Source organism: Bacillus taeanensis, from assembly GCF_003318295.1.
GTDB classification, from domain to species: Bacteria; Bacillota; Bacilli; order Bacillales; family UBA6769; genus Maribacillus; species Maribacillus taeanensis.
Genome location: NZ_QOCW01000006.1, coordinates 158577 through 184921, shown reverse-complemented (window position 1 = coordinate 184921; position 26345 = coordinate 158577). Strand labels below are relative to the sequence as shown.

The 26345-nt window shown below is 35.8% G+C and carries 26 protein-coding genes and 4 pseudogenes; 21 read left to right on the top strand and 9 right to left on the bottom strand.

Going from position 1 to position 26345, the window contains the following annotated elements; genetic code table 11:
- The first annotated feature begins 57 nt into the window (after window positions 1–57).
- Entirely contained in the window at window positions 58–366 is a 309-nt protein-coding gene (locus tag DS031_RS08370) for a hypothetical protein (RefSeq protein WP_113805514.1), read from the top strand.
- Window positions 335–481, top strand: a complete 147-nt coding sequence (locus DS031_RS08365) for a plastocyanin/azurin family copper-binding protein (protein ID WP_245947286.1) — start codon at window positions 335–337, stop codon at window positions 479–481. Before DS031_RS08370 ends, DS031_RS08365 begins: the two co-directional genes overlap by 32 nt.
- Window positions 482–500: 19 nt before the next feature.
- Here the strand turns inward: DS031_RS08365 and DS031_RS08360 are convergent, their stop codons facing one another.
- The gene (locus DS031_RS08360; protein ID WP_113805510.1) at window positions 501–1013 is read right to left on the bottom strand and encodes an ATP-grasp domain-containing protein; all 513 of its coding nucleotides are present in this window, start codon (window positions 1011–1013) and stop codon (window positions 501–503) included.
- A gap of 66 nt (window positions 1014–1079) precedes the next feature.
- On the bottom strand, window positions 1080–1733 hold the full coding sequence (locus tag DS031_RS08355) for an ATP-grasp domain-containing protein (protein ID WP_113805509.1): 654 nt from the start codon (window positions 1731–1733) through the stop codon (window positions 1080–1082).
- A 231-nt stretch (window positions 1734–1964) separates the two neighbouring features.
- On the opposite strand from DS031_RS08355, the gene DS031_RS08350 reads away from it, so the two are divergent.
- The 10 genes and pseudogenes from DS031_RS08350 (at window position 1965) to DS031_RS08305 (ending at window position 11331) form a co-directional block, all read left to right on the top strand.
- Window positions 1965–3563, top strand: a complete 1599-nt coding sequence (locus DS031_RS08350; protein ID WP_113805507.1) for a multicopper oxidase family protein — start codon at window positions 1965–1967, stop codon at window positions 3561–3563.
- Between the two features lie 233 nt (window positions 3564–3796).
- Window positions 3797–4523 (top strand): annotated as a pseudogene (locus DS031_RS08345) (urease accessory protein UreH domain-containing protein).
- Between the two features lie 465 nt (window positions 4524–4988).
- Window positions 4989–5700: pseudogene (locus DS031_RS08340) on the top strand (cytochrome c biogenesis CcdA family protein).
- A gap of 219 nt (window positions 5701–5919) precedes the next feature.
- On the top strand, window positions 5920–7290 hold the full coding sequence (locus tag DS031_RS08335) for a sensor histidine kinase (protein WP_113805503.1): 1371 nt from the start codon (window positions 5920–5922) through the stop codon (window positions 7288–7290).
- Between the two features lie 3 nt (window positions 7291–7293).
- Complete coding sequence (locus DS031_RS08330; RefSeq protein WP_113805501.1) at window positions 7294–7965, top strand: response regulator transcription factor; 672 nt, start codon at window positions 7294–7296, stop codon at window positions 7963–7965.
- 281 nt (window positions 7966–8246) lie between these two features.
- Window positions 8247–9701 carry a Na+/H+ antiporter NhaC family protein gene (locus tag DS031_RS08325; RefSeq protein WP_113805499.1) on the top strand — a complete coding sequence of 485 codons (1455 nt, stop codon included), beginning with the start codon at window positions 8247–8249 and terminating at the stop codon, window positions 9699–9701.
- A 308-nt stretch (window positions 9702–10009) separates the two neighbouring features.
- Complete coding sequence (locus DS031_RS08320) at window positions 10010–10231, top strand: hypothetical protein (RefSeq protein WP_113805497.1); 222 nt, start codon at window positions 10010–10012, stop codon at window positions 10229–10231.
- Window positions 10232–10328: 97 nt separating this feature from the next.
- On the top strand, window positions 10329–10520 hold the full coding sequence (locus DS031_RS08315) for a hypothetical protein (RefSeq protein ID WP_113805495.1): 192 nt from the start codon (window positions 10329–10331) through the stop codon (window positions 10518–10520).
- Window positions 10521–10896: 376 nt separating this feature from the next.
- Window positions 10897–11004 carry a YjcZ family sporulation protein gene (locus tag DS031_RS08310; RefSeq protein ID WP_113805494.1) on the top strand — a complete coding sequence of 36 codons (108 nt, stop codon included), beginning with the start codon at window positions 10897–10899 and terminating at the stop codon, window positions 11002–11004.
- A 63-nt stretch (window positions 11005–11067) separates the two neighbouring features.
- Complete coding sequence (locus tag DS031_RS08305) at window positions 11068–11331, top strand: hypothetical protein (protein ID WP_113805492.1); 264 nt, start codon at window positions 11068–11070, stop codon at window positions 11329–11331.
- A 119-nt stretch (window positions 11332–11450) separates the two neighbouring features.
- On the opposite strand, the gene DS031_RS08300 is transcribed toward DS031_RS08305, so the two are convergent.
- The 3 genes from DS031_RS08300 to DS031_RS08290 all read right to left on the bottom strand — a co-directional run bounded on the left by DS031_RS08300 (window position 11451) and on the right by DS031_RS08290 (window position 12716).
- Window positions 11451–11804 (bottom strand): four-helix bundle copper-binding protein, encoded by a 354-nt coding sequence (locus DS031_RS08300; RefSeq protein ID WP_113805490.1) that lies wholly within the window; start codon window positions 11802–11804, stop codon window positions 11451–11453.
- 263 nt (window positions 11805–12067) lie between these two features.
- Window positions 12068–12472, bottom strand: a complete 405-nt coding sequence (locus DS031_RS08295; RefSeq protein ID WP_113805488.1) for a hypothetical protein — start codon at window positions 12470–12472, stop codon at window positions 12068–12070.
- 22 nt (window positions 12473–12494) lie between these two features.
- Window positions 12495–12716: a spore germination protein gene (locus DS031_RS08290; RefSeq protein ID WP_113805486.1), complete on the bottom strand. Its 222-nt coding sequence runs from the start codon at window positions 12714–12716 to the stop codon at window positions 12495–12497.
- Window positions 12717–12913: 197 nt separating this feature from the next.
- Here DS031_RS08290 and DS031_RS08285 point away from each other — a divergent pair, with 197 nt between their 5' ends.
- On the top strand, window positions 12914–13468 hold the full coding sequence (locus tag DS031_RS08285; RefSeq protein WP_113805484.1) for a TVP38/TMEM64 family protein: 555 nt from the start codon (window positions 12914–12916) through the stop codon (window positions 13466–13468).
- An 87-nt stretch (window positions 13469–13555) separates the two neighbouring features.
- Window positions 13556–14440 (top strand): cupredoxin domain-containing protein, encoded by an 885-nt coding sequence (locus DS031_RS08280; protein ID WP_181833067.1) that lies wholly within the window; start codon window positions 13556–13558, stop codon window positions 14438–14440.
- A gap of 56 nt (window positions 14441–14496) precedes the next feature.
- On the opposite strand, the gene DS031_RS08275 is transcribed toward DS031_RS08280, so the two are convergent.
- Window positions 14497–14703 carry a capping complex subunit for YIEGIA gene (locus tag DS031_RS08275; protein WP_113805480.1) on the bottom strand — a complete coding sequence of 69 codons (207 nt, stop codon included), beginning with the start codon at window positions 14701–14703 and terminating at the stop codon, window positions 14497–14499.
- Complete coding sequence (locus DS031_RS08270) at window positions 14703–15614, bottom strand: YIEGIA domain-containing protein (protein ID WP_113805478.1); 912 nt, start codon at window positions 15612–15614, stop codon at window positions 14703–14705. The genes DS031_RS08275 and DS031_RS08270 overlap by 1 nt, the downstream gene beginning before the upstream one ends.
- Window positions 15615–15868: 254 nt before the next feature.
- On the opposite strand from DS031_RS08270, the gene DS031_RS08265 reads away from it, so the two are divergent.
- The 3 genes from DS031_RS08265 (at window position 15869) to copZ (ending at window position 18927) form a co-directional block, all read left to right on the top strand.
- A complete protein-coding gene (locus tag DS031_RS08265) occupies window positions 15869–16186 on the top strand; it encodes a metal-sensing transcriptional repressor (protein WP_113805477.1) in 318 nt (105 codons plus the stop codon).
- 33 nt (window positions 16187–16219) lie between these two features.
- A complete protein-coding gene (locus tag DS031_RS08260; RefSeq protein ID WP_113805539.1) occupies window positions 16220–18598 on the top strand; it encodes a heavy metal translocating P-type ATPase in 2379 nt (792 codons plus the stop codon).
- A 122-nt stretch (window positions 18599–18720) separates the two neighbouring features.
- Window positions 18721–18927 (top strand): copper chaperone CopZ, encoded by a 207-nt coding sequence (gene copZ / locus DS031_RS08255; protein ID WP_113805475.1) that lies wholly within the window; start codon window positions 18721–18723, stop codon window positions 18925–18927.
- Window positions 18928–18984: 57 nt separating this feature from the next.
- Here the strand turns inward: copZ and DS031_RS08250 are convergent, their stop codons facing one another.
- Complete coding sequence (locus tag DS031_RS08250; RefSeq protein WP_113805473.1) at window positions 18985–20295, bottom strand: APC family permease; 1311 nt, start codon at window positions 20293–20295, stop codon at window positions 18985–18987.
- 311 nt (window positions 20296–20606) lie between these two features.
- Between DS031_RS08250 and DS031_RS08245 the strand changes: the two genes are divergently transcribed.
- Both DS031_RS08245 and DS031_RS24090 read left to right on the top strand, forming a co-directional pair.
- The gene (locus tag DS031_RS08245) at window positions 20607–21005 is read left to right on the top strand and encodes a DUF302 domain-containing protein (protein ID WP_113805471.1); all 399 of its coding nucleotides are present in this window, start codon (window positions 20607–20609) and stop codon (window positions 21003–21005) included.
- 383 nt (window positions 21006–21388) lie between these two features.
- Window positions 21389–23269 (top strand): annotated as a pseudogene (locus DS031_RS24090) (putative bifunctional diguanylate cyclase/phosphodiesterase).
- A 29-nt stretch (window positions 23270–23298) separates the two neighbouring features.
- On the opposite strand, the gene DS031_RS08230 reads toward DS031_RS24090, so the two are convergent.
- On the bottom strand, window positions 23299–24432 hold the full coding sequence (locus tag DS031_RS08230; RefSeq protein WP_245947284.1) for a CAP domain-containing protein: 1134 nt from the start codon (window positions 24430–24432) through the stop codon (window positions 23299–23301).
- A gap of 273 nt (window positions 24433–24705) precedes the next feature.
- On the opposite strand from DS031_RS08230, the gene DS031_RS08225 reads away from it, so the two are divergent.
- On the top strand, window positions 24706–25224 hold the full coding sequence (locus DS031_RS08225; protein ID WP_113805463.1) for a diguanylate cyclase domain-containing protein: 519 nt from the start codon (window positions 24706–24708) through the stop codon (window positions 25222–25224).
- Window positions 25225–25332: 108 nt separating this feature from the next.
- Window positions 25333–26162, top strand: a pseudogene (locus DS031_RS08220) (putative bifunctional diguanylate cyclase/phosphodiesterase).
- Window positions 26163–26345: the final 183 nt, after the last annotated feature.

Below are 26345 nucleotides of genomic sequence, written 5' to 3'. Positions count from 1 at the left end.
AATGGCTGTGAATTTAAGAAAATTCACAGCCAACAACAACTGATATAAGGCATAATAATGAAAAAAGAGAAATTGCGTCCGCAATTTCTCTTTTTTCATTATTTGAAGCTAGTTATGTCCCAGCCTCTTCCTTTTATTCAATTAGCCTCCTTCAAAAGAAAAGAGATTTTGCTGGATATTAACAAACTTCTTTCCAGTGATTATAGTGGATTGATGGTTTATGATTATGTAAATAGAAGTTATAATTTAGCCGCACAGACACATGATAAGTTTGAAAATAAGATACTAGATACGTTTGAAACGCTTACGCAAGATAAGGTTAGTGGAGATCAGCTTGAATATAACAACCTTTCATATGAATGCTAAGGCAGACCAAACTGTTCGTATTAAATTTATTCCAAAAGAAACAGGTACATTCGAGTTGTACTGCAGTATACCTGGTCATGAAGAAGCAGGAATGGTTGGTCAAATAACAGTATAGTAGAATGGAAGGAGGCAGTTCATGTTTGCTGTCTCTTTTTGATTTTTTTGAGAGAAAGCATGAGTTTAGTTTTAAGTTTTAATAGAGCTTTCATAAGTCCACTCTTTAATATGGTTAAAAACTCCATAAAAAAAGGAAGCGGATCATTAGCGTGAAAGGTATCATAGGTAACTTTTTTCGGTTTGTGAAATAAGACTTCAATTAACAGTTTCATTTTCTGTTTAAAAGGAAGGCTTTCTTTTAATAAATAACGAATAAAATTTAACTCTCCAACAATCCATTTTGAATAAGCGTCTAACTCATAGTCTTGCTGATAGTTTTTTTGGAGTTTTTGATAGCTGAGATTATGAACAAATAAATCAAGCATCATACGTGGAAATTCTACTCCTGAAGAGATAGCTAAATCCATTGATCCCCACGGTCTTCCATTAACCTCCATAAAATAGGCGTCTTCTTCTGTGATTCCTTTAAATTCGATCATTAAAATTCCTGTCCAATCAAGAGCCTGCACAATTTTTTTTTGAAGCTTCAAGAAGTGAAGGGTGAACTTCTATAGATTTACGAAGTGTACTTACCCCGCCGCCTGGAGGAACTTCTCTTACTCGTTCATGAGCAAATGCGGCAAATAGTTCGCCATCTTTTGCGGCTGCAAATACACCAAAGCCTTTCCTTTAATCATTTTTTGTAATAGCGGCTTTTTATCGTATTGATTGACTTCGAATAATGCTTTTTCTAACCCTTTTTTATTGTGAACAATCTTTCGAAATCCATAAATCATTCTATCCTCTATAATAGTCCGTGATTGTCTCGGTTTTACAACTATAGGAAACTCACATTCATTAAAAGAAGCTTCTTCAATTATTTTCACTCCGCACGATGCAGTGATTTTTTGCATTTTATCTTTATCAAATGAAAGGAGATATGTTTCTTTATTTGGTGCAATAAGCTTTTCTTTTATTTCATCATAAAAAGAGGAAGTATAAATTGAAAATAACGAAATATCGCTGCAGGGAAATATATAGTCAGGTTTAGAAATCTTGATTATTTCTTTTAAGCTGTGAATAAAAGAAATAATGCTTTTTTCTGGATCATCATATTTATAATGTTTCTCGCAATACTTTGAAAATCTGCATAAATCAGTCTTACTTTTACCTGCTGATAGGATGTGATAAGTATTCATTTTTCCGATTGAGCGAATGATTGATAATGTGGCCCTCTTATCACCATCAAGAAACAACATTGTTTTTTTCATGAGAGCTTCACTCACTTGTAAGAGGAATTATAGTTAAAACTATGAACAAATGGAGAGCGTTAGAATAAAAAGAAATGCTGGTTTCAGAGCAAGATATAAGAAATAATATCTTCTTGTTATTACTCGATCGATATTCAATAAAATCTTTAATCATTTTTTGCACAATTTCTCCACAAATATTATATATAATCACGTAGAAAGTCATAACTTTTAAACAAGAAGGTGAGCAGCATGAAAAAGCTTGGGTATATAGGGATATTAATTGGTTTACTGTTTGTATTGACAGCGTGCACAAACAATGTAAGTAATCATGAAGGCCATGATATGAGTGAGATGAAGGAAAGTGAAGAAAAATCATCACCAACAGAAGCGGGATCGCAGAGCAGAAAAGTTATTACAGACAATGAGTTTACGATTACAGCGCAAGAAGGAACACTGCAAATTAATGAAAATAATGAAAATGTGACACTTCCTGTTTGGACATTTGATGGGTCTGTGCCAGGCTCTGAAATAAGAGTACAGGAAGGTGAGGAGCTGACAATTCATCTGAAAAATGAGCTGCCAGAGCCTGTCACAATTCATTGGCACGGCGTTCCTGTTCCAAATAATATAGATGGAATTCCTGGTGTAACAATGAATGCTGTCCAGCCTGGTGAAACGTTTACGTATAACTTTACAGCAGAAGAGCCAGGAACATATTGGTATCACTCTCATCAAGACGGAGTAAATCAAGTGGATAAAGGGTTGTATGGCTCATTTATTGTAGAACCTAAAAATTCTGAAGAAGTCTATGATAAAGACTACGTGCTAATGCTGGATGAGTGGATGAGTGAAGAAACATCTTCATCTGATATGAGTTCAATGGATCATTCGGGTATGAATATGGAATCATCGGAAGGACATGAAGGAATGAGTATGGATCAAGAAGAGGGACACTCTGAACCTGGTGAAATGGGTCATGATATGCGTATGTATGACCTATTTACGATTAACGGAAAAAGCGGCAGCAGTGTGGAGCCTCTTCTTGTAGAAAATGGAGACAAAGTTCGTCTTCGCTTTATAAACGCAGGATTTATGTCTCATAAGATTCATGTTCATGGTCATGATATCAAGGTGATTAGCTCAGATGGACAGGAAATCGTAAACCCTGCTTTATTTAAAGACCAGCTTATTTCGATTGCGCCAGGAGAGCGTTATGATGTTGTGTTTGAAGCAGGCAGTGAAGGGCAGTGGTATATCGAATGTCATGGCGATATGGAAGGCACAAAAGGTATGAAAGCGTTGATTCAGTATAACGATGATAGTGAAATGAAAGATCAAGAGAACGATGAAGAAGAATTATCGGTATTTGACTTAACAAAGTATGGGGAAAGTAAAGATGCAGAGTTTACGTTAGATCAAAGCTACGATGTTGAATATACGATGAATCTAAATACGGAAATGAAGCAAAAGGAAATGGTCTTTACGATTAATGGAAAAGCTTATCCTGAAACAGAAGGTGTTAAAGTAAAAGAAGGCGATCTTGTAAAAGTGAAGTTTGTCAATAATTCTAAAACTGATGATCATCCAATGCATCTGCACGGTCATTTCTTCCAAGTGTTAAGTAAAAATGGAGAGCCAATACAAGGTTCACCGCTTATAAAAGATACGTTAAATGTGAAGCCTGGCGAAGAATATGTGGTTGCCTTTAAAGCAGACAATCCAGGAAATTGGATGTTCCACTGCCATGATCTTCACCATGCAGCAGCCGGAATGGTTTCCCACGTAAACTATGAAGATTATAAATCAGATTTCACTCCAGATCCTCATGCACATAATAAACCTGAATAGATGAAATTAGACCGAATCTTAATGGTTCGGTCTTTCTATGTTTCACGCATTGTATAGTAAAGTATTAAGATGAATCTTTTATCTTCACAGAATCCTCACATTTATTGGCTATGATAAAAAGTATGAAAAATCATATAATCGAGTTAAATTTGAAGTAGGTAAAGTTATTAGTTTAATAACAGTGAGTTTGCTTAATATTGAACTCTTCTAATTAACAACCTGGAGGAATAACAATGTATAAAATATTTAATATAATTAGCCAGGTATTTAACGATCCGTTAACATCCCTTGCCTACAGCACACAAAACATTCCATTATTAACTGCCTTTATTTTAGGACTTTTAGGAGCGTTGGCGCCTTGTCAGTTTACAGCCAACATTGGTGCGATAACGTTTTATGGGAATCGTTATTTTCAAAAAGGAATTTCATGGTCGACGGTTTTCTTTTTCATTTTAGGTAAAATTGTTGTCTTTTCAGGGTTAGGGATTATTGTTTGGCTGCTCGGAAATGAGTTTCAAAGGCAGTTAACAAGTTATCTGTCGTGGATTCGTAAGTTTTTAGGTCCAATGCTTATTGTAATTGGTGTATATTTACTCGGTTGGCTGAAACTAAACTGGAATTTTTCTTTAGGGAAAGTACCAGAAAAACATTTTAAAAATGGAAAAACAGGGGCGTTCTTAATGGGCAGCAGCTTTTCGTTAGGATTTTGCCCAACCATGTTTTCGTTGTTTTTCATTTTATTAATGCCGCTTGTATTATCAAGTTCTTACGGTGTTATACTGCCAAGTGTATTTGCGGTTGGTACTTCAGTTCCGTTTTTAATTGCGATGTTTTTAATTTGGTATTACGGCTTAAATGGAGTATTTATGAAAAAAGGTTGGTTTTGTGATCCAGAGAATTGGCGGCGGAGTACTTGTTGTTCTTGGGATACTTGATACATTCACATACTGGACATTATGATTGATACAATGAATACTCCCGCCACTTAATTTTCTAGCGAAAATTTGAAGTGGGGGTTTCTAACGTATCGAACATTTCTGAACACTTAACGTTAGTGGAGTTGACACATTGGCGGTCTAAATACGCCCAACTCCTCTATCCCATCGGTCTTGCCTTTGGGACTTCTTTTAATAAGCCTACTGCACCATTTTCACACGTTGTGCTAGTCATGTATCACGCATCTTCGGCTTCTCTAGGCTTGAACATTTTACGCAGCAGATCGTCTTTTTCTGCTACAACCTTATATGTTCAGTTTTCAATGAGCATGTACAAGGATGTACAACGATTATTATATCATTTATTACGTACTTGTGTTCGTAATAAATGATGGAAATTCACCCCCTCCCTACTGATTGGGCTATCGCCCTTCACATTCCTTGAGGAAGGGGTACTCTTTCCAAAAATGATAGAAAAGGATGATATACGATGGGAGATCTTAATTTATTTTTAGCGTTCGGTGCAGGCGTGTTATCGTTTATATCACCGTGCTGCCTGCCGCTTTATCCAGCATTTTTATCTTACATTACAGGAGTTTCTGTTGATGAATTAAAAGAAAATAATGGGATACTAAAGCGGCGGGCAATGCTTCATACAATGTTTTTTCTGCTGGGATTTTCAATTATTTTTATTGTTTTAGGTTTTTCAACGTCGTTAATTGGAAGCTTTTTTATAAGATATAGTGGTTTAATTCGCCAAATAGGTGCGATTTTAATTGTTGTTTTCGGGCTGGTCGTCATTGGAGTCTTTCAACCGCGTTTTTTTATGAAGGATCATAAAATCACCTTTAAAAATCGACCGTCCGGTTATGTTGGATCAAGCTTAATTGGAATGGGATTTGCGGCTGGATGGACCCCTTGTACAGGCCCGATCTTAGCTGCTGTGATCGCATTAGGTATTTCAAATCCAAGCGCTGGACTATTTTATATGATTGCCTATATACTAGGTTTTTCAGTTCCATTTTTTTTAATGGCATTTTTTATTGGAAAAATGAATTGGATAAAGAAATACAATCGCAAAATTATTAAAATTGGCGGATATTTAATGATTTTTATGGGGGTATTTTTATATTTTGGTTGGATGACCCGCTTAACTTCATTCTTATCAAGCCGTTTTTTTTGGTGGATTTACAGGGTTCTAAAAAGAGAAGCACCTTGCTAATTAATTTATTGCATCTAGTGATTGATCATCAAAGTGAATTCCTTCTTTAATTTACAAAAGAAGCGAGCAATCAAACGCTCGTTTCTTATTTTTTTATTTTAAGCCATTGTTAATTGGCCTTTTTCTTAGAAGTGGATTGCATTAATTGTTACTAATCATAGTAGTTAGGATATAATCTTTTGTAAGAAGGGAGGCAAGTATGAAGAGGATTTCGATTAAGTTAAGTATACTTTTTTTTATATCCATGCTTTTTATTGAAGTTGTGCTGTTTATTTTTCTTTACTATGAGCTGCTTGGCAACCGAATAGAAGATGAAACGAAGGCATTGCTTACTCGGGGGAACAGTCACAGTAACGTATTAGAAAAACACTTTGATATGTTGACATTAAAGCATGTTGCCTTAATGGAATCTGAAGCGTCAACGATTGTTGTTATTACCGATAATGATAAAAGTATTCTTGTGAACTCTGATTATATTGACTTCACAATGAAAACAATTATGAACCAAAATAAAGATATTGCAGCAGAAGGGGTCTTGCTTGAATCAAGGTGGCGCACAACACCATATTTGGCTTCAGCCTCACCTATTTTAATAAATAACAGCTTAGAAGGATATGTGTATATGTTTACAAGCACGGAAAAGATGCGGAAAGTAAATGATCGCCTCACCTTTCAATTTGGTTTAGTCGGGATTTTCTCCTTTTTTCTCACAGCTGTTACTGTCTTTTTTCTAACAAAGTTTATTACACAGCCTTTAATTCGGATGAAGAAAGCAACAGAACAAATCATTCAAGGCAATCAAACAAACTCTTTGGATACTGAGCGGCAGGATGAACTTGGCGAATTAGCGAAGTCCATTCAATTTTTATCGAGTAACTTAAATCGTTTAAAAAAGGAACGAACTGATTTTCTCGCAAATATCGCTCATGAACTGCGCACACCGTTAACATATTTAAAAGGGTATGCCGATATTGCGCAGCGCGAAACGATCAGCAGCAAAGAACGAAAAGAATATTTAAAAATTATTACAGAAGAGGCAACTCATGCTGCGAAGTTAGTATCCGATTTATTTCATTTAGCTAAAATGGATCAGCATTCTTTTCCTATACATAAACAAAAGGTAGACATCGTAAAACTTCTTAATGAACTAATTATAAAGGTAAAGCCTGCTTATATGGAAAAAGGCGTGCGATTGGAACTAAAAGGTGAGAATCAAGCTTTTGTAGAACTGGATGAAGATCGTTTTTCGCAAGTGATTTTAAATTTATTAGATAATTCACTTCTCTATACAGAAAAGGGAAAAAAAGTAAGCGTAGAGGTAAGTGAAGAGGAAGATCGGATCATTATTTTAGTTAGAGATCAAGGAGAAGGAATTCCGAAAGAAGAGTTACCGTTTATTTGGGAGCGGTTGTACCGTGTTGATAAATCTCGCTCTCGAAAACTTGGCGGTACTGGACTTGGCTTATCGATTGTAAAGGAAATCGTCGAAAAGCACGGGGGAATGATTGAAGCAATAAGTGAACTCGGTGTCGGGACAACAATGACGATTCGTTTAAAGAAAGAGGGATGAAGGGTGCGGAAACTATTAATTGTTGATGATGAGCAGCGAATGGCTAATTTAATTTCTTTGTATTTAACTCCTTATCGTTTTAAATGCGTCCAATCACTTTCTGGACAGGAGGCTTTAAACATACTTGAGCAGGAATCGTTTGATTTAATTCTTCTTGATGTAATGATGCCTAAAATGGACGGCTGGGAGACGTGTAGAGAAATTAGAGAATTTTCTACGGTTCCAATTATTATGCTGACAGCCCGAGATCAAAAAATAGATATGATAAAAGGATTAAAGCTTGGCGCCGATGATTATATTACGAAGCCGTTTGATGAAGACGTACTACTCGCAAGGATTGAAGCATTGTTGAGGAGAGCGGGCAGAAGTCAAGAAAATCGGATAGAATTTAATGAATTAGTGTGGGATAGCGAGCAATATATTGTTTCTTATGAAGATAAACTCATTCCGTTAACACGGAAAGAGTTTGAAATGCTCGGTCTCTTTTTGAAAAACCCAAAAAAGGTATTCAGCCGAGATCAATTAATTGAAATGTTATGGGGATTTGACTCAGAAACAGAAGGTCGTACAGTCGATTCTCATGTTCGCCATATTCGTGAAAAATGCCGAAAAGAAGGGTTTGATATTGATACTCATTTAACAACTGTGTGGGGAATTGGTTATAAATGGAGGTAATCTTTTTTGTACAAATTGCCTACATATTGGTATTTTAGGTGGATGACACATTTGGCCTCATTTTTATCAAATCGTTTTTTTTTTTGAAGGATTTACAGTTTTTTAGACAAAGAGCTTCATTAAAGTGAGTTTTCTACTTAATTTAATTATAATGAAAATTTCTAAATGCTTAAAGTGATGATGCTAGTATGCTGAAAAACTAGCTGTTCTCCTATTTTTGAATAATCCCTACTACCAATTATCAAAATAAGTACAAATAGTATTTCAAGAAATGTGATATTATGGAGATTTGGTTTTCAATTTTACCATCGATTATCGCTATTATCCTTGCTATTTGGACAAAGCAGGTGATTCCTTCTTTATTAGCTGGATTATGGTTTGGAAGTTGGATTGTGGCGGATTCTTTTTTGCAATCATTTAATCAAACGATTAGCTATGTTATCGGAGTGCTAACCGATCCTAATAATATGAATGTGCTTTTATTTTTATATATCTTTAGCGGATTTGTATCTTTGATTCAAGTTTCTGGAGGAATTCAAGCTTTTGCAAAACTGATGGCAAAATATTTAACAAATAGTAAAAGAACACTTGCAGCTCTTTGGGGATTGCTTCCTATTACATTTATTGATTGCGGGTTCCGTGTAGTGGCGACAGGATCTATTATTAAACCGATTGCTGAAAAGCAGAACATATCAAAAGAACGAATGGCTTATATGCTTAATAATTCGGCAAGTCCCGTAATCATTTTAATTCCGTTTGCGACAACATTTGTTGGTTACGTCCTCGGAGTAATCGAAAAGGGAGTGCAGGTTGCAGGGATTGAGGGATCTGCTTTTTCACTTTTCATCCGTTCGCTTCCATTTAACTTTTTTAGTTATTTGTCTATTCTAATTGCCCTTCTTTCAATTGTTCCTATGTTCAACTTTGGGAAAATGAAAAGCCTTTTACAAAAAAGTACAACTAGTCATAGGAAAGAAGCCTTTGGTGTAGAGTTTTCTGAAGAATTCGACCATAAAGAAAAAGCCCATACAGCAAAAGATCAAACAGGAAATGCGATGAAAGGAAGTATGGAGCATGATCACGACATGGATGAAAAGTCTGTTCTTAAACCACGGTTAGTCAATCTCATTTTTCCGCTAGCAGTTCTTATTCCATTAAGCTTCTTTTTAATGATGGGAAGTGATGAACCGGCTCGTTCCATGTTAGTAGCACTTGCTGTAACGAGTTTAGCAACGGCTTTTATTTATCGATTCCAGGGCATTAAATTAAAAACATTGATGGACCGCTTTTTCAAAGGGGGAAACAAATTAATTGTAACGATTACAATTTTGGCAGTTGCTTGGCCCCTTTCAGACGTTTCACAGGATCTTGGTCGTCTGATTGAAACCACATTAGGTGAAAACCTTAGTTCTAATCTTGTACCAGTGCTGCTGTTTATAGTGACCGGGGCTGTTGCTTATTTTATTGGTTCATCTTGGGGAAGCTGGGCATTGATGATGCCGATTGGTATGACACTTGCTGTGACAACAGGAGGCTCCGTTCCGATTGTGATTGCGGCAGTACTTTCTGGAGGGACCTTTGATGACGTCACTTCACCGGTTTCAGGTATGACCGCCATGTCTGCGGGCATTGCTGAAGCTGACCATATGAAATATGTAAAAGCAATGTCACCTTATAACTTCGCAGCTGCATCCCTTGCAGCAGTGCTATTTCTTGCAGTGCCATGGGTTTTATAAACATTGTGGATGCTTTAATGCCTAAAAACTTCCTATTCTTACTTTTTCAATAGCAATCTCTTGTATTTGAAGGGGTTGTCTCAAAAGCGTAGAGTCAGACCCTCCCCGCCTCATATATAGGATGTGATTTATAAAACACATCTACATCTTGTGCGAGGTTGTGGGGGGGGGGCAGACCCTATTGAGACAACCTCTTTTTATATGGTTCAATTTTTATAAGAATGGTGATAAAGGTCACAGGAATATGTATTTTGCGGCTATATAATAGTGGTAAGAAAAACCTTATTTTATAAAGGGAGGAAAAAATCATGAAAAAACGGATTGGTATTTTAACAATGATCTTATTAGTTGGTATGAGTAATCTTGCAGCGGCATATAGCGGTGAAAAAGGAGAATGGGGGTTTGGACATATGATGGGAGGCTATGGCTTTGGAATGATGGGGTACGGTTTAATAATGTGGCTTCTTCATTTACTTGTAATAGGTGTAGTTGTTTATTTTTCAGTTAAATTAGCATTAAAAAGTAAGTAGAGAAAGTCATACAGGAAGAAAGTGTTCGTTTTCTTTTTTTTACGTTAATTATTTACATATACCGGGTAAGTGTATGTAATGAAGGAAGGATGTTTTAATGGAACATGCACATCATCATAAACATCATGAAGGTAATCATCACCATATGGATAAGGAACATAAAGAAGAGGGTCATCATCATAGTGAACACCGTGGTCATATGATCGAAGACTTTAAGAAGCGCTTTTATGTCTCTTTAGCAGTTACCATTCCAATTTTAATTTTGTCTCTAATGATTCAAGCTTCTTAGGAGTAAACTTTCGTTTTAACGGTGATTTAATTTTATTATTTATCCTGTCTACCTTTGTATTAGGTTAGCACGTTTCTATAAATTTTATTGAGTTAATTATAACCTAAGTTTGTTTCTTTTTAGATAGGGAGCAAACTTTTTTGTTTTATTAAAATAAAATTCCGCATTTGCTCTCCACATAAAACCATTCCATTTTTTCTTATTTACATATGCTGTTAGTGATAAAGGTTTTCTAAGCTTTTCATTTTTTAATGAATGATGTTGTTAAAAGTACTGGAAACTATCAATCGCTCATTATGCTAATTACACCATTTACAGATTATGTTTAGATGGATAAGAGACTGATTAGAAATATTTGATGGAAGGAGGACAACAAATGGGTGTTAAAGGAGGATATGGATACGGCTACGGAGCAGGCTTTGCTTTAATTGTAGTTCTGTTTATCCTATTAATTATTGTTGGAGCTGCGTTTGTTGGCTATTAAGAGTAAAAAGGGGGGATTTTCTCTCCTTTTTCTCATTTAAATTGGGAGAAAGGAGGAATACAGGTGTCTGCTGAACATTATTACGGTGTTTGTAATGAAAATGTTGGAAGAGCTGTTGAAATTACCTGTTATGATGGCAGTGTTCATAGAGGAATTATTGAACGAGTAAATAATGAATCGGTACATCTTAGACCAATCGAAGAAGGATACTTAAATGATAGTAATGACTTCGGTACTTATTTATATGGATTTGGTTACGGCTATGGATATGGCATTGCTTTAGCATCTATTGCGGCTTTAGCCTTTTTACCATTCTTTTTTTGGTAAAGATGTTATCAAGCATTATAAGATGATTGGTTAGTGATTTCTTTCAATGTTCAACAAGCAGCGGGAAGTTCCCGCTGCTTGTTGAACATTGAATTAGTACTGTTTTTTGAAAAATTTCTTTATACTGCTGCAGAGCTCATCTGTTTACAGGACTCAGCACAAGTACGACAAATTTGCGCACATTGTTTGCAGTGTTCATCTTGAAACATTTCACACTCTGCTGCACATGCTTCACAAATTTGTGCACAAAGGTTACATAATTGTTGGGAAAAACGGCTGTTGCGTGACATGTAAGAAACAGCTTGTGCACAAATTTCGGCACAATCGTTTAATGTTTGAATACATTTTGTGCGTGCCTGTACATCTGCTTCTTGTAAGCAGGCAGTTAAACATTCTTCACAAGCTCGCAAACATTTTAAACAATCCTCGATACATTGATCCATTGTAGTTGGTGATGAAGGTAAAACTCCCATAAAAATGCCTCCTTTTTATAAATGGTACGTCTTTAATTTGTCTTACATAAATGAAAACTATGCCTAACAAATTTGATTTTTTACTATTAGTAAAAAATTTACATTTTAGGTATTTGTGTCTGTGACTTTTTAAAGATAATCAAAGTTAGTTCTTTTTTACATAGGATAATTATTAAAGTAAATATAAGGAAGTGAGGGAGTATTCATCCGAATATAAGGATAGTTATATTAAAGAAGTTGGACTGTCATTATGATTTTAAAAGCTAAACTTCCTCATCCATTGATGGAGGAGGAAGTTTAACTTTTATATTATCATCTGCACAATGCTTCATTTGATTATAATCACCGACATTCATTGAGTTTGGACCTAAATCCATGTCCATATCACTGTTTGTATAATTAAAGATTTTTTCTCCAAGATTAAAGGCTGCACCAGATTGTATTTGATTAATTTTTACGTTATTAATTGTAAAGTCCACCGAAGGAGAATGTTGATTTGTTGACAAAAATTTATTAATTAGTTCTTCCAATTTTTTTCGTTCTTTTTCTAGTTGCTTCATTTCATGTTTAAGCTTCTTGGACTTCTGTTGATTGGAATAGGTAAGTTGTTTTAACAATTGATATTCATTAACCAATTGATTATATCTCCAATGATAAAAGTTATTCACAACTTACCCCTCCCCCTCTCCTTTAATTAGCTACTTCAAGTGCATCAGGATCATTTACAACTGGACATGATAAATTTCCGCTTCCGGCATTATTGATAAGGTTTGCATCCCCTACAGTAAAGGAACCTGCTTGTGCTTGCATATTCATTTTACTATGAGTAGATGTAATTGGTATTTCACCAGCATTAACCGATGCCCCTGATTGGACACCGCCTATTTTAACTGCTCCAATAAAAACAGGCATATTATCACCTCTTATAATCAATTTATTCTTTACTAAATAAATTTGTGTGTTTTTTTAGAGAGAGTTTAAAATTTTTAGTAAAATAAGGTAGAATATTTTTAAGTTAATAAGTCCATTAATATCACATGTAAGCACTCTATAATTAAAATAATGATACAATTGGCTCTTACTTCAAAAAACTCAAAGGTGAAAAATATATGGAAAAACAAATAACAGAACTATTATCGTCTTATAAAGAAGCGGCTATTTTTATTAGTATTTGTATCAATATTCTAATTGCGATATTAGGAGTCGTTCCCACTGTTTTTATAACATCAGCAAACATTGCCGTATTTGGATTTTGGGAAGGGGCACTTCTTTCATTTATCGGGGAATCCATTGGAGCTGCTGCAGCATTTTGGCTGTATCGAAAAGGATTTAAGAAAATTTCTCAAAAGGAGCTGTCTCGTTTTAAAAAAGGAAGAGAATTAATGGAAGTAAGAGGGAGGAATGCATTTTATCTTATTTTAGCGTTTCGACTTCTTCCATTTATACCTTCAGGTGTTGTAACATTTTTTGCGGCAATTGGAAGTGTTTCAATCAGTATATTTGTTCTAGCAAGCTCACTCGGTAAAGTGCCGGCAATGTTCATTGAGGCATATTCAGTCTATCAAGTGACAAATTTGACATGGCAGGGGAAAGTTATTTTGTTCCTAGCGGCCATTTATATTTTAATGCTCGTCTTTAGAAAAAGAAAAAGCGCTAATCATTAATAAAGATAAAAAATCATTCATGAGTCTATTATAAAGAGGATATATTTTAGAGACGGACAAACTTGCTTATGGGAAGGAAGGAACATGATGACGCCAGCCTTACTCGTAACATTGGTTGTAATTTCTTTTCTATCTTTTTGGGTGATTGGTATTGTGATGGTGAATCGAAAAAAAATCACCTGTATGACCGGGATGATGGTGGCCATGGCATTAGGAATGATGGTTGGGTTAATAATCGGTACACTACTTGGCATTTTACTATCCGGACAGTTAATGGCTTCTACTTTAATTAGCATGATTATTGGGTTAACGGTTGGTTTTTTCGCAGGGGTAGCAGTTAGTTTAATGGCTGTTTTAGACGGTATGCTTTCTGGACTAATGGGTGGGATGATGGGAGCGATGCTTGGCGAAATGCTTGCGATGGATCATCCAAATGCATTTCTAAAAATTATGTTTGTTCTATTTATATGTCTTACGTTTACATTAATTTATATGATAAACAGTGAACTAGAAAAAAAGAACAGGTGGCTCGGTAATCCGATTATTATTGTAACTATTTTGATCATCTTCTTTTACAGCTATGAACAACTCGGAAACATTGTTGAAGTTCATAATGGACAAACAGGCTTTACGGCAGAAGCAAAAACACATGACCATGATAGTATGAAGCAATCGAATATAAATACGGAGACCATAAAAGTAACAGCAGAAGACTTCAGATATACGCCAGCTTCAATAAAAGTTCCAAAAGGGAAAGAAGTAAAAATTTTGTTATTAAATAATGGAAAGGTTGATCATGATTTCGAAATTGAGATTTTAAGAAAGAGTGGAAAAGCAGTTCATCTTCATGCGCTGCCGGGAAAAGAAAGCAGCAAAACGTTTGTATTTGAAGAAGCAGGCACGTATCATTTTGTTTGCACAATTCCTGGTCATAAAGAAGCAGGAATGCACGGAACATTAATTGTTTTATAAAATTTTCCTATAAATATGAAACGCTCCTCTATAATGGATAAGAGGGGCATTTCATATTAAACTCGTATAACCATGTAGTCTTTATTTTTTAATCGAACCACATCTCCTTTTAATGCTTTCGCAATATCAGCCGTCATTTCTTTCAATTCTTCTTCATTTTTCGCATGCAGGACGAGTGGTTTTCCTGTCAGTACACGGTTTTTCTCTAATGTAAGATAGGCAAGAATTTCATAATTTGGTTTCATCGATGCTTCGCGTCCCATTATTCTCTTCCTTTCAATGAATTACCCATTACAGCGTGATCTTTTTTGGCGCTTTCAATTAATGGGCATTTTTTCACTGCTTCAATCATTGCATCTTGATCTCGTTTAAGAGGGACGAGCGCAATGACCACTCTGCCATCTTGATAGTCTTTTCGAGTAAAATGGTAGCGTTTAATACCTAATGCACGAGTAGCTTCAAATAATGCTGCCTGCCGCTGTCCGAAATTATCGAGATTAATTCGAAAATGATTTTCGTTCGGAGTAATCACAACAGCCATCCCTTCTTCTTGGAATAACTTTGCAGCGTTGTCAGTTCCTAAAAGGTTGCTTACATAGATTCCATCGACAAAAAGCTCAGAATCTTTCACTTCAATTTCTGCTTGTTCTACTTGAGCGATATCCCCAATAGTTTTTCCTTTTGAGAAACGTTTTAATAACAGCAGTACGATAATTCCTGCCCCTACACCTGCGGCAATTTCCCCCCACATATTTAAAGGTACGACTGTCATTGTAATCGATGTAATAAGAGCCGTAATTAAAGAAAAATAATTGCGTACTTCAAATGTTTTAGCAATACCGTCTATATAAGCACTGCCGCGAAAGGTGTATTCCGTTTGTTCAAGGTCGTTCAAGCTTTCTTTCTCCATTTTCCGCACATCACGAAATTGCTGAATAGCGAGTGTTAAAAATGTCACAGCAACAAAGTTTTTACTCATTAAGGCCGGCACTGCAACAGCTCCCAGCGCTGCAGCAACAAAACCGGTGATAATGTGAATAATATAGCCGTTTGGATAGCTTGGGTATTGACGATAATCTTCCTTTAATGTAAAAAAGCGTGCAAAGGTACCGACAATAATTGCTGTAATAATGATGCGTAGATCATCACTCTGTAAAACTTGTTCTCCTCCCATTTTGATCCTCCATTAAAAATAATCTTAAAAATAGTTTGTACAAAAAAGGAAGAGATATCCTAATTTAAAAAGGTGAAAGTTAAAGAGGTAATTTAATAAAGTTTTTTATTACATACTTATATGTTCAGTTTTCAATGAGCATGTACAAGGGTGTACAAATATTGTTATATCATTTGAGTTTAAAATAAAGCCATTTTCTTTTTGTTTGCATAATATACCATACAGGGGTATATTATATTTAAGAGGTGAAGAAAATGGAAAACAATGCGAATGAGTATTTACAAAGTCAGCCGACCCATGAGCGCTGTCATGATGAGAAGCAGCAGCTTGTGAATCGTTTAAAGCGAATTGAAGGTCAAGTGCGCGGTATTCAAAAGATGATTGAAGAAGACCGTTATTGTGTTGATATTATTGTGCAAATTTCCGCGATTAATGCAGCATTAAAAAAAGTAGGCTTTAACTTATTAGAAAGTCACACAAACAGCTGTGTTTCAAGTGCGATAAAATCCGGGAATGGTGAAGAACATATCGAAGAATTAATGAAAGTAATTAAACAGTTTTCGAAGTCTTAGGAGGTGATAGAGGTGGCTGCTAATCAAGAAAAAATGAATGTTGGCATTACCGGCATGACCTGTGCCGCGTGCTCGACTCGTATTGAAAAAGTACTTAACAAAATGGACGGCGTTGAAGCTAACGTTAACTTATCAATGGAAAAAGCAAGTGTAGCATACGATCCGGAACGCGTTAACAAGCAGGAGATTGTTAATAAAATTGAAAAGCTCGGCTACGGTGTTCAAACCGAAAAAGTTGAACTGGATATTGAAGGGATGACCTGTGCTGCCTGCTCGACTCGTATTGAAAAAGTACTCAACAAAATGGACGGTGTGAAAGCGGCCAATATTAACCTTGCCACCGAATCCGGAACGGTTGAATATGAAAGCGGACTTGTTTCTGTCGACGAGATGCTTGAAAAAGTGAAAAAGCTTGGTTATACCGTTGTTATCAAGCAGGATCGCAGCGCGAAAAAAGATGCAAAAGAAGAAGAAATCAAAAATAAAAAGATCAAACTCGTTATATCCATTCTTTTATCGCTGCCGCTCTTATATACGATGGTCGCTCATATGCCGTGGGATTTAGGAATTCCAGTACCGGATTTTCTTATGAATCCGTGGGTGCAGTTTATTTTTGCGACCCCCGTTCAGTTTTATATCGGCTGGCAGTTTTATGTTGGGGCATTCCGGGCATTAGCAAATAAAAGTGCAAATATGGACGTACTTGTTGCGCTTGGCACATCGGCGGCTTATTTTTACAGTTTAGTTGAAGCATTTCGTACATTAAATAATCCAAACTATATGCCGCATTTATACTTTGAAACGAGTGCCGTTCTCATTACCCTAATTTTAGTCGGCAAATTGTTTGAAGCACTGGCAAAAGGCCGCACCACACTGGCAATTTCAAAGTTATTAAGCTTACAGGCAAAAGAAGCAACCGTTCTTCGTGAAGGGGAAGAAGTGAAGATTCCCGTTGAACAGGTTCAGGTTGGCGATCAGCTTGTTGTAAAGCCTGGTGAAAAAATACCAGTTGATGGTATGGTCGTTTCAGGAAAATCTTCCGTTGATGAGTCGATGATTACCGGTGAATCGATTCCAGTTGAAAAAACGGCTGAAGATCTTGTAATCGGCTCAACGATAAATAAAAACGGCCGGCTTGTTATAGAAGCAACAAAGGTCGGAAAAGATACTGCACTTGCGGGGATTATTAAAATTGTTGAAGAAGCTCAAGGGTCAAAAGCACCGATTCAGCGAATGGCTGATATCATTTCCGGTATCTTTGTTCCGATTGTTGTGGGGATTTCAATTATTACGTTTATTGCTTGGTACGCATTTGCTGCACCGGGAGATTTACCGGCTGCCTTAGAAGCCGCAATTGCCGTTCTTGTTATTGCATGTCCCTGCGCACTCGGACTTGCAACACCAACATCGATTATGGTTGGTACCGGTAAAGGCGCTGAGCAGGGGATTCTTTTTAAAGGCGGCGAATATTTAGAAGGCACACATAAAATTGATGCAATTCTTCTGGATAAAACAGGTACGATTACAAAAGGAAAGCCCGAAGTAACGAACTGGATTGAACTTCAAGAAGGCGTGCTTCCATATTTAATCGCAGCTGAAAAGTCTTCTGAACATCCGCTCGCAGAAGCAATTGTCCAGTATGGAAAAGAAAAAAATGCAGCAGTAAAAGAAGTGGAAAGCTTTGAAGCAATACCTGGTCATGGTATAAAAGCGGTTGTGGAAGGAAAAACAGTTGTTGTTGGTACGCGCAAGTTAATGGAAAAGGAAAAAATCATTTATGAAAACCAGAAAAGGCAGCTAACTCATTTAGAAACAGAAGGAAAAACAGCAATGCTTTTAGCTGTTAACGGTATGCCAGCTGGAATTATTGCAGTTGCCGATACGGTCAAAGGGTCTTCCAAAGAAGCAATTCGAAATTTAAAAGAGCTTGGCGTTGAGGTTTTTATGATTACTGGTGATAACGAGCGTACCGCCAAAGCAATCGGTTCTGAAGTTGGTATTGACGGGGTATTTGCAGAGGTACTTCCTAAAGAGAAAGCAGCAAAAGTAAAAGAGCTGCAGGAAGCAGGGAAAAAGGTGGCAATGGTCGGTGATGGAATTAACGACGCTCCGGCGCTTGCATTAGCGGATATCGGAATTGCAATTGGAACGGGAACAGATGTCGCGATTGAAACAGCTGACGTTACACTTGTTGGCGGTGATCTATTAAATATTCCAAAAGCGATTGAACTAAGTCGGAAAACGATGCGCAACATTCGTCAAAATTTATTTTGGGCATTGTTTTACAATTCTATTGGGATACCGGTTGCCGCGCTTGGCCTCTTAGCGCCATGGATTGCAGGTGCGGCAATGGCGTTTAGTTCAGTATCTGTTGTTGCAAATGCGCTTCGTTTAAAACGCGTGAAACTATAACAGGTTGTCTATTTCATTAACCAAACCGTGATGATCGAGAGTTTACTAACATCCCTCAGAAGCGGTTTAGTACTTTATGAAGAATCTTATGAAACACTGATAAAAGAAAGGGGAAATTTAAAATGGCACAAACAACACTGAATGTACAAGGAATGACATGCGGACATTGTAAATCAGCAGTTACAAATGCGTTAAAAGAATTAGAAGGTGTAAAAAATGTGGAGGTTGATTTACAGGCAGGAAAAGCAAACGTTGAATATGAAGAAGGCAAGGTATCTGAAGAAAGCATGAAAGAAGCGGTAGAAGATCAGGGCTATGATGTGGTTTAATCTTATAAGAACATAAAGGAAGGGCGGCTATTCCAGCCGCCCTTCCTTTATGGTTATTTATTCCTTTTCACCCTCCTCTGTATCCACTCTTTTTAAAAAGAACTTTTCTCCAATAAAAATAAGTACAATTAAAGCAATTGAAAGAAGAACTACCCAAAGATCAGAAGAACTCTTTTCCCATATAAACGCCCCTAAAACAATGACATCAAATATGATTGCCATGATGACAATATAAGGCTTTGCTTCGATTTTCTTACGAAGATTTTTTAAAATCCCCCAATGGAAAAGAATATCCATGACAAGATAAAAAATGGCACCCATTGAAGCAATCCGGCTTAAATCAAAAAAGATCGTTAAAATCATCGCAAGGACAACTGTATAAACGAGCGTATGCTTCTGAATACTTCCCGGCATCCCGAAGTGTTTATGAGGAATTAAATGCATATCAGTTAGCATCGCAAGCATTCGTGATACCGCAAAAATGCTGGCAATAATTCCAGTAATCGTTGCAATAATTGCAATCGCTACGGTAAACCAAAGCGCATAATGACCAAACACAGGTCTTGCAGCCTCTGCTAATGCATAATCTTTCGCTTTAATAATTTCTTCTAGCGAAAGGTTACTCGCAACTGCCCAAGCTAACAGGGCATAAAGAACGGTACAAATTAAAATCGAAATGACGATTGCCCGGGTGATATTTTTATGCGGTTTTACAATTTCAGAGCCGCTGTTTGTAATTGTTGTAAACCCTTTAAAGGCAAGAATTGTTAAAGCTATTGCTGCGAAATATCCAACCGGTGTTTGCTCTGTAGATCCGCCTGCAGTGATGCTGTCAACCGAAAAATTTGAAATCCAAAGACCGACAATCGCAAATGCGGCAAGACCCAAAATTTTGATAAGAGACATAATTAAAGTAAGTGACTCAATAAACTTATTGCTCATAATGTTAATAATAAAAGCAACAGCAAGAAGCGCAACGCCGAGTACCGGAATAAGATAGCTGCCTTCTTCATAATTAAAAAGCTGCAGCGTATATGTGCCAAAAGTCCGTGCAACAAGACTTTGGTTAATAACCATTGAAAAGGCCATTAACAAGGAAGCGGCACCTGTAATCGTTCCTTTCCCGTACGCTTTTACGAAATACATCCCAATCCCACCAGCAGAGGGATAAACATTACTCATTTTAACGTAAGAATAAGCACTAAATCCTGTTACGATTCCTCCGATAATAAAGGCAAGGGGAAACCAGTTCCCTGCTAATTCAGCAACTTGTCCTAAAAGTGCGAAGATGCCCGCACTAATCATAACACCGGTTCCTAATCCAACTGCACCTCGTAATGTTAAACTATTTTCTTTGTAATTTTCCATGACTGAATTCCACCTCCACTCGATACAACTATGTATACCACTTAGTTTTTAAATAAAACTCCATAAAAACTTCACATTTTACGGGTCATATTACCTGTGTTATAAGTCCTTTATAGGGGGGATCATGCGCCTTTACATATAAGAGAAGTAAATTAAGTTTATTTGTATACACAACAGGGTATATGTATGTGGGTGCATTAATCTGTTTTAATAAAGAATAAACAGGCAGTAAGTTGTTCATCTTAAAATCATTGAATAAAGAGAAACTGACTGTTGTGTTAAAAGAATTTTTAAGAAAGGGGATTATAAGAATGGAATTTGATTTTACTGTAGAAACGTCTAGGGATATTGACGAAGTAGTAAGCTCTCTTGAAGAAGCATTGCAACAAGATGGGTTTGGTGTTTTATGGGACTTTGATTTAACCGGAAAGCTTCAAGAAAAAGGAATGGATTTTAATACGCCGTTTCGCATATTAGAAGTTTGTAATCCTAAAGAAGCAGATCGGATTTTAAAAGAAAATAAAATGGTAGGCTATTTTTTACCGTGTAAAATTGTTGTATATGAAGATAGCGGTCAAACAAAAGTTGGTATGCCAAAACCAACGGCATTAATTAACCTTGCCGATGATCAATCGTTAAATGAAATTGCAATGGATGTAGAAAAACGTCTTATTCACTCTATTGAGAGGGCTATTTCTTTAGACACTTAGCTTTAAAGTGAAGTTTATAGAAGAAGGCGGGGTAATATTTAAAACTAGAGGTGAACCCATATAGGAACCTACTACTAGTTTTATTAGTTGATTTTCGATTTCCGAGAGTACTTATTCTTTTTTCTAGATCTTTAAATATCTGTTAGGTGTTTGAATGTGAAGTCTCGGGGAATCATTATTATAAGTAACTTAATTAAAAGATAATTAATTATTACGTTTATATATTTACTTATTTTTACACATGTTTAAAAAGAACGGCTTCCACTAGCTAATGAGGACGTTTTTAGGTTTACTACATTAAAGCAATTCTTTAAAATGTAGTTAAGAAATATAAAATAAGCTTATTTTTATGAATGAGTTGATTAAGCAGAGTAGGGGCTGAAATGAAAACCTTGATCAATACATTTAAAAATCCCTCCATCCGAATTATTATCATTTATATCGTTATGAGCGGATTATGGATATTTGGAAGCGATTGGGTGTTAGAGAACTTTATAAATGAACTACTATTTTTAGGAATCGATCTTCTTGCTGTTTTGAAAGGGATTTTCTTTGTTATGTTAACGGGATGGTTGTTTTATAAATTAATTGATCGAAATTTTCGAGCCATTCAAGAGAGCGAAGAACGTTATCGTAAGTTGGTCGAGAGTTTGCCAGAGGTTGTACTTGTCCATATCGAAGGAGAAATTGTCTATATAAATGAAGCTGGTGTAAATATTACGGAAGCAAAAAATGCGGAAGACTTAATTGGAAAACATATTTTAGATTTTGTTCCCCCTAAAGAGTATAATTATACAATTATGCGTATGAATAAAGTGCAAGAAGAAGGTGAGAGCGAGTTAAGGGAGCAAAATATTATGTTACCTAATGGGCGTTATGTGCCGGTAGAAATAAGAGCTTTTCAGACTACATATCAAGGGAAAAGTGCCGTACAAGTAATTGTCAGGGACATTACGGAACGGAAACAATCAGCAGAAAAAATAAAACAGTTAGCTTATTATGATACAACCACTGGGTTGCCGAATCGCAATCAGTTAAATGAATATTTAAAGAATAAAATAAAACATTCCAAAAGTTTTTCCGTAATGCTTTTAGATTTAGACCGTTTTAAAGTGATTAATGATAATTTTGGGCACGATATTGGTGATCTTTTGTTAGCTCAAGTATCAGAACGTTTAAATCAATGTACAGATAAAGAAAGCTTTCTCTCCCGTTATGGGGAGGATGAATACGTTATTGTTTTAGAAAGTGTTGAACAGAAAGCAATCTCTCAAACGGTTGAAAAAATGATTGATGAGCTTTCATCTCCATTTCATATCAAAGGAAATGAAATGTATATGACACCGAGCATTGGCATAAGCGTATATCCTAAAGATGGAGCAAGTATTGATGCATTAATAAAAAATGCGGATACAGCAATGTATGCTGCTAAGGGAGAAGGAAGGAACAGTTACCATTTTTATGATTTAAAGCTTCATAAAAAAAATCAACGGAAAATGCAGTTAGAGCAAAGCTTAAGAAAGGCGGTAGAACATAATGAATTAACGCTGTATTATCAGCCGCAAGTCGATTTGAGTACAGGGAAGTTTGTTGGAATAGAAGCATTAGTTCGCTGGCATCAAAAAGAGCTTGGATTTATTTCACCGCTTGAATTTATTCCAATTGCAGAAGAAACAGGTTAGATTGTCCGAATTGGTGAGTGGATTTTAAAAACAGCTTGTAAAGAAATAAAGGAGCTGCACAGAAAGGGATTTCCTTCTATAAAATTGGCGGTGAATGTTTCAGTTAAACAGTTTCGCGATCATAAGTTTTTAGAAATGGTAAATGAAGTATTAATTGAGACAGAACTTGATCCATATTATTTAGAATTGGAAATTACGGAAAGTATTGTCCAGGATATTGAAGAATCCATTGTTATTATTAACAAATTAAAAGCATTAGGCATTAAGATTGCCATTGATGATTTTGGAACGGGTTATTCTTCATTAAGTGTATTAAATCAATTGCCAATTGATAACTTGAAAATTGATAAATCTTTTATAAAGGAAAGCAATGAAAATGGTGAAGCGCTTGTGAAAACAATTATTCAAATGGGCCGTAATTTAAACTTCATTTTAGTTGCTGAAGGTGTAGAATATGAAGAACAAGTCACATTTTCAAAGAAAAATCATTGTCATATTGGACAAGGTTATTTCTTTAGTGAACCTTTGCCTATTGAGGAATTGGAGAAACAGTTGAAAGAAAAGCACGATTTCTACAGATGAGAAATCGTGCTTGTTTATTTGTATAGTAATTATTTCGCAAAAAAGTTTTCAGTGTAATAAGGTTGGGCATTTTCGTTAAAGGCGACACCAACCCCTAAAAACTCAAAATCATCGTGTAAAATATTTTTCCGATGTCCAAGTGAATTCATAAGACCTTCATGGGCAAAGATTGAGCTGAATTGCCCAGCAGCAAGGTTTTCTCCTGCTGCAATATAGCGTATATTGTCTTCTTTCATACGATCAAATGGCGATTGTCCTTCAAGGTTTGTATGATCGAAATAGTTGTTTTCTGCCATATCTTTACTATGTTTACGTGCCGTTTCTTTTACAGCTTCATCCCACGTTAAAATGTTTAAACCATGCTGGACTCGTGCTGCATTTGTTAAATCAAACAGTTGATATTCAAAGCCTATCTTTAATGATTCACTTCCATCCGTATAAAAGCTTCGTTTTGATTGTTCCAGCGCTTCACTAATAATTTGAATTGCGGTCACGGTATTGTTTTCATGTTTATCGTAAAAGACGGTTACATAGTTGTGATCTATGAAAAAAACGTCATAATCACTATTTTCTTGAAATTGATAATAAGTTAACCCTTTTCTAATTTTTGTAATAGGTTCCCCGAGCTGGTTTCGAACAGCTTGTTTGTCACTTTTAAATGTGATATTCTTTGTTGAAGATAGTAAATCTTGGTTCGTATACAACGCTGCAGCAGTATTGTTTTCATCATAGGCGACCATCACGAAATTTTGATAGTTTTCATGATAAGCGTGCCATTCAATGTCGTATTCGTTAAAAGAACTGCGCTTTGCGGTGCCGAGAACTTCCTCAACTTCTTCTTTTGAATCGCCAACTTCAATATTATGAATGGAAAATGTTTGTTCAGTGGGCGTTTCTAAATCAGGCTTCTCCACGTCACTCGGCACGGTTTGCTGTTCATTCTGTGAAAAATCTTTTAATCTTTCTTCTAAACCTTCTGCTAAATCACTAATTCCACCAGCTAATTCCTCAATGGTGTTTTTAAATTCAGGGCTTTCAATCATCGTATCAATTTCAGTTTTTACTGTTTTCAGAAATGATTGACTATTTTCTTTATCTATATATTCCTCATAGGCATACCAGGAACCAAATAAAAGCAATCCAAAAAGAAGTAATCGTATCACTATGTTATCCCTCGTTTCTACTACCATTGTATCCAAAATTGTTCGAAGTGATAAGAGAATATATGGGTTTAGACTTGCAGAGAAAAATTCAGCTTTCTAATTGTAATAAAATATCACGAATTTTCCTGGCACAAAAACTTACAAAGTGGTTGGAAAGAAATATAACAACTGGTAGCATGTTCAATAATTATAGTGTAAAGGACTGTCAATAAATATGAAATATACTGGGAGAATATTTGCTGTTATATTCATCGTATTATTTCGTTCGGGTGGATGATTTATTACCACTTTTTAAATGATGTGCCGTTAAGAATGGGTGAAATTATTATTTCTATACTTCTTCTTTTCCCTGCTTGGTGGGCTGGAAAACAATATGATAAAGCTGAATTTTATTTTGAAGAATCTAAGAAAAGAAAAGCAGATTTGAACTATATGGCTTATTATGATAGGTTAACAGGTCTTCCAAATCGATACTTGGCAGAAGATTATTTAAAGGAAGCGTTAAACTATGAAGAAAAGAATAAGACGGTCGCTGTTATGTTAATTGGCTTAGATCGCTTTAAGATGGTAAATGACTCAAGGGGGCATCGTTACGGAGATTTTTTATTAAAACAAGTTTCTGAGAGAATTCAACATTGTCGAAGAGATTCTCAGTTTACTGCTCGATATGGCGGTGATAAATTTGTTGTAGTAATAAAAAATAAAAGGAGAAAAGAAATCGAGAAAGCAGCAGAAGCTTTTATAAAAACTTGCGCTCATCCATTCTTAATAAATAAGGAAAGCTTTTTTTAAACGGTTAGTATTGGCATTAGTTTTTATAAGATTGATCAACACCTCATTGATAATAAAGAAACATTAAAAATTAAAGCAGAAAATTTAATTCAAAAGGCCGATACTGCGATGGAATATGCCAAAGCAGAAGGAAGAGATAATTATCAATTTAATACAACAGAACTAAACGCCGCGATTTCACGGAAATTAAAATTAGAAAATGAACTGCGAAACGCATTAGAAAATCAAGAATTTCAGCTCTTTTATCAAACACAAATAAATATAAGCACTGGTCATATTAGCGGTGTTGAGGCATTAATTCGCTGGTCCCATCCAGAGCTTGGACTTATTTCACCAGGAGAGTTTATCCCATTAGCGGAAGAAACAGGGCTTATTGTCCCGATAGGAGAGTGGGTCATAAACACAGCCTGCAGGCAGTTAAAAAATTGGCATGAGATGGGCTTTTCGTCAATAAATATGGCGGTAAATGTTTCAGTGCAGCAGTTTTATACTAAAAATTTTGTAGAAACCGTCATGACAGCTTTACAAGAAACAAACTTACAGCCAAATTATTTGGATTTGGAAATAACTGAAAGTGTGATGCAAAATTTGGAGAAATCATCACTTGTTATGAATAAATTAAACGAATTAGGTGTTCAGCTTGCCATTGATGATTTTGGGACAGGCTATTCTTCATTAAGTGTATTGAAATATTTACCAATAAAAAATTAAAAATTGATAAATCATTTGTAGATGATATTCATACAGATGATAAAGCGATTATAAAAGCAATTATGGATATGGCCCATCATTTAACGTTTCATTTAATTGCAGAAGGAATTGAAACAGAAGAACAGTTAACCTTTTTAAGAAAGCATCTTTGTCATTTTGGGCAGGGCTATTATTTTAGCAAACCGATACCGGCAGCAGAAACAGAAAAAAAAATTAAGCGAATCTAATTATTTTTACCACATCAATTAATTATAAAAGAAATCCCGACTCTAAGGTTAGAGTCGGGATTTCTTTTATAAAAAGGGAAGAGGAAAGAGTTATTATCTTCTTAAAGCGAACAGCACCCAGTCATTTATATTGTGCACTTGAAGAGAATAACCTTTTTCTAGAATCTTTGGTTTATGGTTTTA

Coding starts and splice junctions, on each gene's coding strand:
- DS031_RS08370 (WP_113805514.1), top strand. CDS start 58: ATGAAAAAAGAGAAATTGCGTCCGCAATTTCTCTTTTTTCATTATTTG.
- DS031_RS08355 (WP_113805509.1), bottom strand. CDS start 1,733: ATGAAAAAAACAATGTTGTTTCTTGATGGTGATAAGAGGGCCACATTA.
- DS031_RS08350 (WP_113805507.1), top strand. CDS start 1,965: ATGAAAAAGCTTGGGTATATAGGGATATTAATTGGTTTACTGTTTGTA.
- DS031_RS08335 (WP_113805503.1), top strand. CDS start 5,920: ATGAAGAGGATTTCGATTAAGTTAAGTATACTTTTTTTTATATCCATG.
- DS031_RS08325 (WP_113805499.1), top strand. CDS start 8,247: ATGGAGATTTGGTTTTCAATTTTACCATCGATTATCGCTATTATCCTT.
- DS031_RS08320 (WP_113805497.1), top strand. CDS start 10,010: ATGAAAAAACGGATTGGTATTTTAACAATGATCTTATTAGTTGGTATG.
- DS031_RS08315 (WP_113805495.1), top strand. CDS start 10,329: ATGGAACATGCACATCATCATAAACATCATGAAGGTAATCATCACCAT.
- DS031_RS08310 (WP_113805494.1), top strand. CDS start 10,897: ATGGGTGTTAAAGGAGGATATGGATACGGCTACGGAGCAGGCTTTGCT.
- DS031_RS08300 (WP_113805490.1), bottom strand. CDS start 11,804: ATGGGAGTTTTACCTTCATCACCAACTACAATGGATCAATGTATCGAG.
- DS031_RS08290 (WP_113805486.1), bottom strand. CDS start 12,716: ATGCCTGTTTTTATTGGAGCAGTTAAAATAGGCGGTGTCCAATCAGGG.
- DS031_RS08285 (WP_113805484.1), top strand. CDS start 12,914: ATGGAAAAACAAATAACAGAACTATTATCGTCTTATAAAGAAGCGGCT.
- DS031_RS08280 (WP_181833067.1), top strand. CDS start 13,556: ATGACGCCAGCCTTACTCGTAACATTGGTTGTAATTTCTTTTCTATCT.
- DS031_RS08275 (WP_113805480.1), bottom strand. CDS start 14,703: ATGGGACGCGAAGCATCGATGAAACCAAATTATGAAATTCTTGCCTAT.
- DS031_RS08270 (WP_113805478.1), bottom strand. CDS start 15,614: ATGGGAGGAGAACAAGTTTTACAGAGTGATGATCTACGCATCATTATT.
- DS031_RS08265 (WP_113805477.1), top strand. CDS start 15,869: ATGGAAAACAATGCGAATGAGTATTTACAAAGTCAGCCGACCCATGAG.
- DS031_RS08260 (WP_113805539.1), top strand. CDS start 16,220: ATGAATGTTGGCATTACCGGCATGACCTGTGCCGCGTGCTCGACTCGT.
- copZ (WP_113805475.1), top strand. CDS start 18,721: ATGGCACAAACAACACTGAATGTACAAGGAATGACATGCGGACATTGT.
- DS031_RS08250 (WP_113805473.1), bottom strand. CDS start 20,295: ATGGAAAATTACAAAGAAAATAGTTTAACATTACGAGGTGCAGTTGGA.
- DS031_RS08245 (WP_113805471.1), top strand. CDS start 20,607: ATGGAATTTGATTTTACTGTAGAAACGTCTAGGGATATTGACGAAGTA.
- DS031_RS08225 (WP_113805463.1), top strand. CDS start 24,706: ATGATTTATTACCACTTTTTAAATGATGTGCCGTTAAGAATGGGTGAA.